Annotated in this window: 6 protein-coding genes; 4 read left to right on the top strand and 2 right to left on the bottom strand. The window is 62.6% G+C overall.

Translation table 11 applies throughout. The features are described from left to right. Window positions 1-282 precede the first annotated feature (282 nt). Both F6S08_RS11835 and F6S08_RS11830 read right to left on the bottom strand, forming a co-directional pair. Entirely contained in the window at window positions 283-888 is a 606-nt protein-coding gene (locus F6S08_RS11835; RefSeq protein WP_137212108.1) for a tRNA-uridine aminocarboxypropyltransferase, read from the bottom strand. 6 nt (window positions 889-894) lie between these two features. Beyond that, complete coding sequence (locus F6S08_RS11830) at window positions 895-1,788, bottom strand: LysR family transcriptional regulator (RefSeq protein ID WP_065924693.1); 894 nt, start codon at window positions 1,786-1,788, stop codon at window positions 895-897. 149 nt (window positions 1,789-1,937) lie between these two features. Here F6S08_RS11830 and speB point away from each other — a divergent pair, with 149 nt between their 5' ends. The 4 genes from speB to F6S08_RS11810 are packed head-to-tail and all read left to right on the top strand — an operon-like array spanning window position 1,938 to window position 6,253. Further along, window positions 1,938-2,888 (top strand): agmatinase, encoded by a 951-nt coding sequence (gene speB, locus F6S08_RS11825; protein ID WP_027603787.1) that lies wholly within the window; start codon window positions 1,938-1,940, stop codon window positions 2,886-2,888. Beyond that, the gene (locus tag F6S08_RS11820) at window positions 2,888-3,310 is read left to right on the top strand and encodes a YybH family protein (protein WP_315871626.1); all 423 of its coding nucleotides are present in this window, start codon (window positions 2,888-2,890) and stop codon (window positions 3,308-3,310) included. The genes speB and F6S08_RS11820 overlap by 1 nt, the downstream gene beginning before the upstream one ends. Window positions 3,311-3,331: 21 nt before the next feature. Next, window positions 3,332-4,846 carry a purine-cytosine permease family protein gene (locus F6S08_RS11815; protein ID WP_065924695.1) on the top strand — a complete coding sequence of 505 codons (1,515 nt, stop codon included), beginning with the start codon at window positions 3,332-3,334 and terminating at the stop codon, window positions 4,844-4,846. A 24-nt stretch (window positions 4,847-4,870) separates the two neighbouring features. Further along, window positions 4,871-6,253, top strand: a complete 1,383-nt coding sequence (locus F6S08_RS11810; RefSeq protein WP_065924696.1) for a sodium:solute symporter — start codon at window positions 4,871-4,873, stop codon at window positions 6,251-6,253. The last annotated feature ends 37 nt before the right edge of the window (window positions 6,254-6,290 follow it).

The raw sequence follows: 6,290 nt of genomic DNA, 5'->3' as shown, positions 1-6,290 counted from the left end.
GCACCGCCCGCGCTGGGCTGCGAAGCAGCCCCAAAACCTTCACCTCGATTGATTCTGGCACTCTGCGGTGACCTTATTGGGGCCGCTTCGCAGCCCAGCGCGGGCGGTGCGACGATTCGACAAGCCCGCTCACCACAGAGTTATGTGTCAGCCTTTAAGAGTTGTGTAGATACCTATGGCCATCGGGGGCAAGCCCCTCCCACACTGGACCGCATTCTCATGCTGGAACTCGGTCGAATGTGGGAGGGGGCTTGCCCCGATGGCCGCGCCTCGATATCCCGCCTAGCGCAAATGCCCATCGCCATGATTTCTCCGAAAGACCTCCTCCCCCATCGCCGCAATCTGCCCTTCGATCAATGCATCAAACGGCTTGAGCAACGGCTCGAACGACACCGGCGCCTCCAGCACCTGCAACGCCTGCACAATCGCCTCCACCGTCGACAACGCCCCTGGCCCCGGCGCCTTGCGCAGTCGATAGCGGGACACGGCGCCCTCGACCAGCGTCACCCGAGGCAGCGCCGCCAGCAAAGGATTGAGGTGCAGCAGTTTGCGCGCCTTGCGCCAGGTGCCGTCGGGCACCACTAACAATAACGGCTGATCGCCGGGAGCATAGGCTTGCAGCGGCTGGGCATCGTCAGCCGGAAACAACAGCCGCGCCTGATAGCCGGGCGGATTCAACAGGGTCGGCAGATCATCAAAGACCTCGCCCACTACCAACTGCGCATTGTTCAATCCCAACGCCGCCAGCCGCGCGGTATTGAGCGCATGGTTGACTTCGCTCGGGTGCTGCAAAACAAGCACACGTGTGCGGCTGTCGAGGCTGGGAATCAGCGCGCACAGGCAATGGGCGGCGGGCCTGAGGCAGCGGGAACAGTGGGGTCGGGACATGGTTGTTCAGGCCTGGTTGAGCTGGGCTTTGAGTAGATCGCGGAAGGTCTGGATCAGCGGTTCGCGGCTGCGACCCCGGCGCATGATCATCGAGAACGGCGCCTGGTAGCCGAAGGTCGCCGGCAGCAATACGCGCAGGTCGCCCTTGTCGGCCCAGGCCTGGGCGTAGTGCTCGGGCAGGTAGCCGATGTAGGCACCCGAGAGCACCAGGATCAGCTGCGCTTCCATACTTTCCACCGTGGCGGCGCTGTGCTTGAAGCCGTGGCGCGCCAGTTCGGCCTGGCTCCAGTAGCCGCGCCCGACCATGCGCTGCTGAGTGATCACCTGCTCGGGGATGCGTCGTTCGCTGAACAACGGATGGCGGGTGCTGCAATACAACCAGTGCTGCTCGCGGTACAGCGGCATGTAGATCAGCCCGCTCATGCGGTTGGAGAAGGCACCGATGGCCAGGTCCAGGCGGTTGTCCTGCACGCCGAGTTGCAGTTCGTAGGGGCTCATCACCGATAGATTCAGGTGCACCGCCGGGTGCTCCAGGCTGTAGGCGCCGATAACCTCGGCGAACGGCAAGGCCTTGTCGCTCACCGTGGAGTCGAGCACGCCGAGCTTGAGCGTCCCGCGCAGCTCGCCCTTGAGCGCGGCGGCATATTGTTCGAAGCCTTCCAGTTCGCCGAGCAGGCGCAAGGTTTCCTGGTGAAACAGCTCGCCCTTGCTGGTCAGGCTGAACCCACCCCGCCCGCGATGGCACAGCACCAGGCCCAACGCACTTTCCAACTGGCTCATGTAGGTGCTGATGGCCGAGGTGGACAGGTTGAGTTCGTGCTGGGCATTGGCGAACCCCTGGTGGCGCACGACGCTGACGAAGATGCGCAGGAGTTTCAGGTCGGGCAAGGCGCTGGCCATGGTCGGCTCCGGGTGTAGATGTGGGCAGTCTACCTGCCCGCATTAGTTTAGAAAAACCAGAACTAAGTATTTGCCCCTGCCGATTCTTCCCTTCCTGCGCTTTTCGCAGAATTGGCCCCTGATAAACACAACAACGATGAGGCAATCCCGTGGACAAGATTTTCCACCAACCACTGGGCGGCAACGAAATGCCGCGCTTCGCCGGCATCGCCACCATGATGCGTCTTCCCCACCTGCAATCGGCCAAGGGCCTGGATGCGGCCTTTATCGGCGTGCCCCTGGACATCGGCACCTCGCTGCGCGCCGGTACCCGATTCGGGCCACGTGAAATCCGCGCCGAGTCGGTGATGATCCGCCCTTACAACATGGCCACCGGTGCCGCGCCCTTCGACTCGCTGTCGGTGGCGGATATTGGCGACGTGGCGATCAACACCTTCAATCTGCTGGACGCCGTGCGCATCATCGAAGAGGCCTACGATGAGATTCTCGAGCACAACGTGATCCCGATGACGTTGGGCGGCGACCACACCATCACCCTGCCGATCCTGCGGGCGATCCACAAGAAACACGGCAAGGTCGGGCTGGTGCACATCGATGCCCACGCCGACGTCAACGACCATATGTTCGGCGAGAAAATCGCCCACGGCACCACCTTCCGCCGCGCCGTGGAAGAAGGCCTGCTCGATTGCGACCGCGTGGTGCAGATCGGCCTGCGCGCCCAGGGTTATACCGCCGAAGACTTCAACTGGAGCCGCAAACAGGGCTTTCGCGTAGTGCAGGCCGAAGAATGCTGGCACCACTCCCTCGCGCCACTGATGGCCGAGGTGCGGGAAAAAGTCGGCGGCGGCCCGGTGTACCTGAGCTTCGACATCGACGGCATCGACCCGGCCTGGGCGCCCGGCACCGGCACCCCGGAAATCGGCGGGCTGACCACCATCCAGGCGATCGAAATCATCCGTGGCTGCCAGGGCCTCGACCTGGTTGGTTGCGATCTGGTAGAAGTTTCGCCGCCCTACGACACCACCGGCAACACCTCGCTGCTGGGCGCCAACCTGCTGTACGAGATGCTCTGCGTACTGCCTGGCGTGGCGCACCGCTGATGAGCGTGCCGCAGGTATTGAAAGCCGCCGCCGACCTGGTGTCGGCCTTTGCGCGTAACGACCGCGCCGCCTACTTCGGCGCGTTCACGGCCGATGCCAGCTTTGTGTTCTACACCCTCCCCCAACCGCTGCTCAGTCGCGATGCCTACCAGGCGTTGTGGGACAGCTGGCGCCGGGATGAAGGATTTGAGGTGCTGTCCTGCACCTCAAGTAACGCCGTGGTCAGCCTGCAGGGTAACGTGGCGATATTTATCCATAACGTGGCCACCGAGCTGCGCATGAACGGGGAGCAATTCTTTAGCCAGGAACGCGAGACCATTGTCTTCAAACGCCAAGGATCTCGCACAGAACAACAAGAAGGCCCGTGGCTGGCCTGTCACGAACATTTGTCCGCTATGCCGGAAGGGCTGCCGTCCCCTTAGCCAATGTGATCGGAGCTGATCATGAATAATAAAAACAACGATAAAAGTATTCGCACAATAGAAACCAACGGGGTCGAACAGATCCCGGACAACGAACGTACCGCCACCCCCAAGGATCTGTTCCGCCTGATCTTTGGCGGCGCCAATACCTTTGCCACCGCCGTGCTCGGTTCCTTTCCGGTGTTGTTCGGCCTGTCGTTCCAGGCCGGCGTCTGGGCGATTGTGCTGGGTGTGCTGGTGGGTGCGTTGATCCTGGCGCCGATGGGCCTGTTCGGGCCGATCAATGGCACCAACAACGCAGTGTCTTCCGGTGCGCACTTCGGCGTGCACGGGCGGATTGTCGGCTCGTTTCTGTCATTGCTGACGGCGATTGCCTTCTTCTCACTGTCGGTGTGGAGTTCAGGCGATGCGCTGGTCGGCGGTGCGAAACGGCTGATCGGCCTGCCGGAAACCGACCTGACCCTGGGCCTGGCCTACGGCGTATTCGCCATGCTTGTCCTGACGGTGTGCATCTACGGCTTTCGCTTCATGCTGTGGGTCAACCGCATTGCGGTCTGGGCGGCAAGCCTGCTGTTTCTGTTGGGCATCTTCGCGTTCGCGCCGACCTTCGACAGCCACTTCGCCGGCACCGTAGCCCTGGGCCAGACCGGCTTCTGGGCGGCCTTTATCGGCGCGGCGCTGGTGGCCATGAGCAACCCGATTTCCTTCGGGGCGTTCCTGGGTGACTGGTCACGCTATATCCCGCGTGAGACGCCGAAAATGCGCATCATGCTGGCGGTAGTCCTGGCACAGATCGCCACCTTGATCCCGTTCCTGTTCGGCCTGGCCACCGCCACCATCGTGGCGATCAAGGCGCCGGACTACATCGCGGCCAACAACTACGTCGGCGGTCTGCTGGCGGTGGCACCGACCTGGTTCTTCCTGCCGGTGTGCCTGATCGCGGTGATTGGCGGCATGTCCACCGGCACCACCTCGCTGTATGGCACCGGGCTGGACATGTCCAGCGTGTTCCCGCGCCTGCTGTCGCGGGTCAAGGCCACGCTGCTGATCGGGGTGATGTCGATTGCCTTCATCTTTATCGGACGTTTCGCCGCCAACCTGGTGCAGAGCGTGTCGACCTTCGCCGTGCTGATCATCACCTGCACCACGCCATGGATGGTGATGATGATCATCGGCCTGATCGTGCGTCGCGGCTTCTACTGTCCGGATGACCTGCAGGTGTTTACCCGGGGTGAAACCGGCGGCCGCTACTGGTTCAGCCATGGCTGGAACTGGCGCGGGCTGGGGGCCTGGATTCCGAGTGCGCTGGTGGGCCTGTGCTTCGTCAACTTGCCGGGGCAGTTTGTCGGGCCGCTGGGCAACCTGGCCGATGGCATCGATATCAGCCTGCCGGTGACGCTGGGGTTGGCGTCGGTGGTGTACCTGACGTTGTTGCGTGTGTTTCCGGAGCCGGCTTCGGTGTATGGCCCCAAGGGTCCGCTTCGCAGCCCTGCGGGAGCAGGCTCCGCTCCCACAACAAGTTCGCCTGTTACCTAAAACAATAATCGGAGACCCGCCGTCATGGCTTTGGATTTATTCGTCGTACTCATCTACGCCGCCGGCATGCTCGTGCTCGGCTATTACGGCATGCGCCGCGCCAGGACCCACGAAGACTACCTGGTGGCCGGTCGCAACCTGGGCCCGTCGCTGTACATGGGCACCATGGCCGCCACGGTACTGGGCGGTGCATCCACCGTCGGTACCGTGCGCCTGGGTTATGTGCATGGCATCTCCGGCTTCTGGCTGTGTGCGGCGTTGGGCATGGGGATCATCGCGCTGAACCTGTTCCTGGCCAAGCCGCTGCTCAAGCTGAAAATCTTCACCGTCACCCAGGTGCTGGAAAAACGCTACAACCCCATGGCCCGCCAGGCGAGTGCGGTGATCATGCTGGCCTATGCGCTGATGATCGGCGTGACCTCGATCCTGGCCATCGGCACGGTGCTGCAAGTGCTGTTCGGCCTGCCGTTCTGGATTTCGGTGTTGCTGGGCGGTGGTGTGGTGGTGGTCTACTCGACCATCGGCGGCATGTGGTCGCTGACCCTCACCGACATCGTGCAGTTCGTAATCAAGACCGTCGGCCTGATGTTTATCCTGCTGCCGATCTGCCTGTACCGCGTCGGCGGCTGGGATGAGCTGGTGGCCAAGCTGCCGGCATCGAGCTTCAGCTTCACCGCGATCGGCTGGGACACGATCATCACCTACTTCATGATCTACTTCTTCGGCATCCTGATCGGCCAGGACATCTGGCAGCGGGTATTCACCGCCCGCGACGAAAAGGTCGCCAAGTACGCAGGCACTTTCGCCGGCTTCTACTGCATCCTTTACGGCCTCGCCTGTGCGCTGATCGGCATGGCGGCCCATGTGCTGATTCCGGACCTGGACAACGTCAACAACGCGTTCGCGGCCATCGTCAAAGTCTCGCTGCCGGACGGCATCCGCGGCCTGGTGATCGCGGCGGCACTGGCGGCGATGATGTCCACCGCCAGCGCCGGCTTGCTCGCCGCCTCCACCGTATTGACCGAAGACCTGCTGCCACGCCTGCGCGGCGGCAGACAATCGAGCCTGGCAATCAACCGCCTGTTCACGATGCTGACCGGTATCGTCGTGCTGGGCATCGCACTGGTGGTCAATGACGTGATCAGCGCCCTGACCCTGGCCTACAACCTGCTGGTGGGTGGCATGCTGATCCCGCTGATCGGCGCGATCTTCTGGAAGCGCGCGACCACGTCGGGGGCAATCACCTCCATGAGCCTGGGTTTTGTAACGGCGCTGGTGTTCATGTTCAAGGATGGCCTGGATGCGAACACGCCGATCTACTACAGCCTGGCAGTGGCGCTGGTGAGTTTTGTGCTGGTGAGTGTGTTGTCACGCCGGCCCGAGGGGGTCGCGGCCAGCGCGGTTTGAGATAGAGCGGGATTTAGAGCGGTTTCTTCAGCGGGCG

The organism is Pseudomonas sp. JV449 (genome assembly GCF_032424295.1).
GTDB lineage: Bacteria > Pseudomonadota > Gammaproteobacteria > Pseudomonadales > Pseudomonadaceae > Aquipseudomonas > Aquipseudomonas marginalis.
Note: the sequence above shows the minus strand (reverse complement) of the source record. Positions and strands in the feature narration are given on the sequence as shown.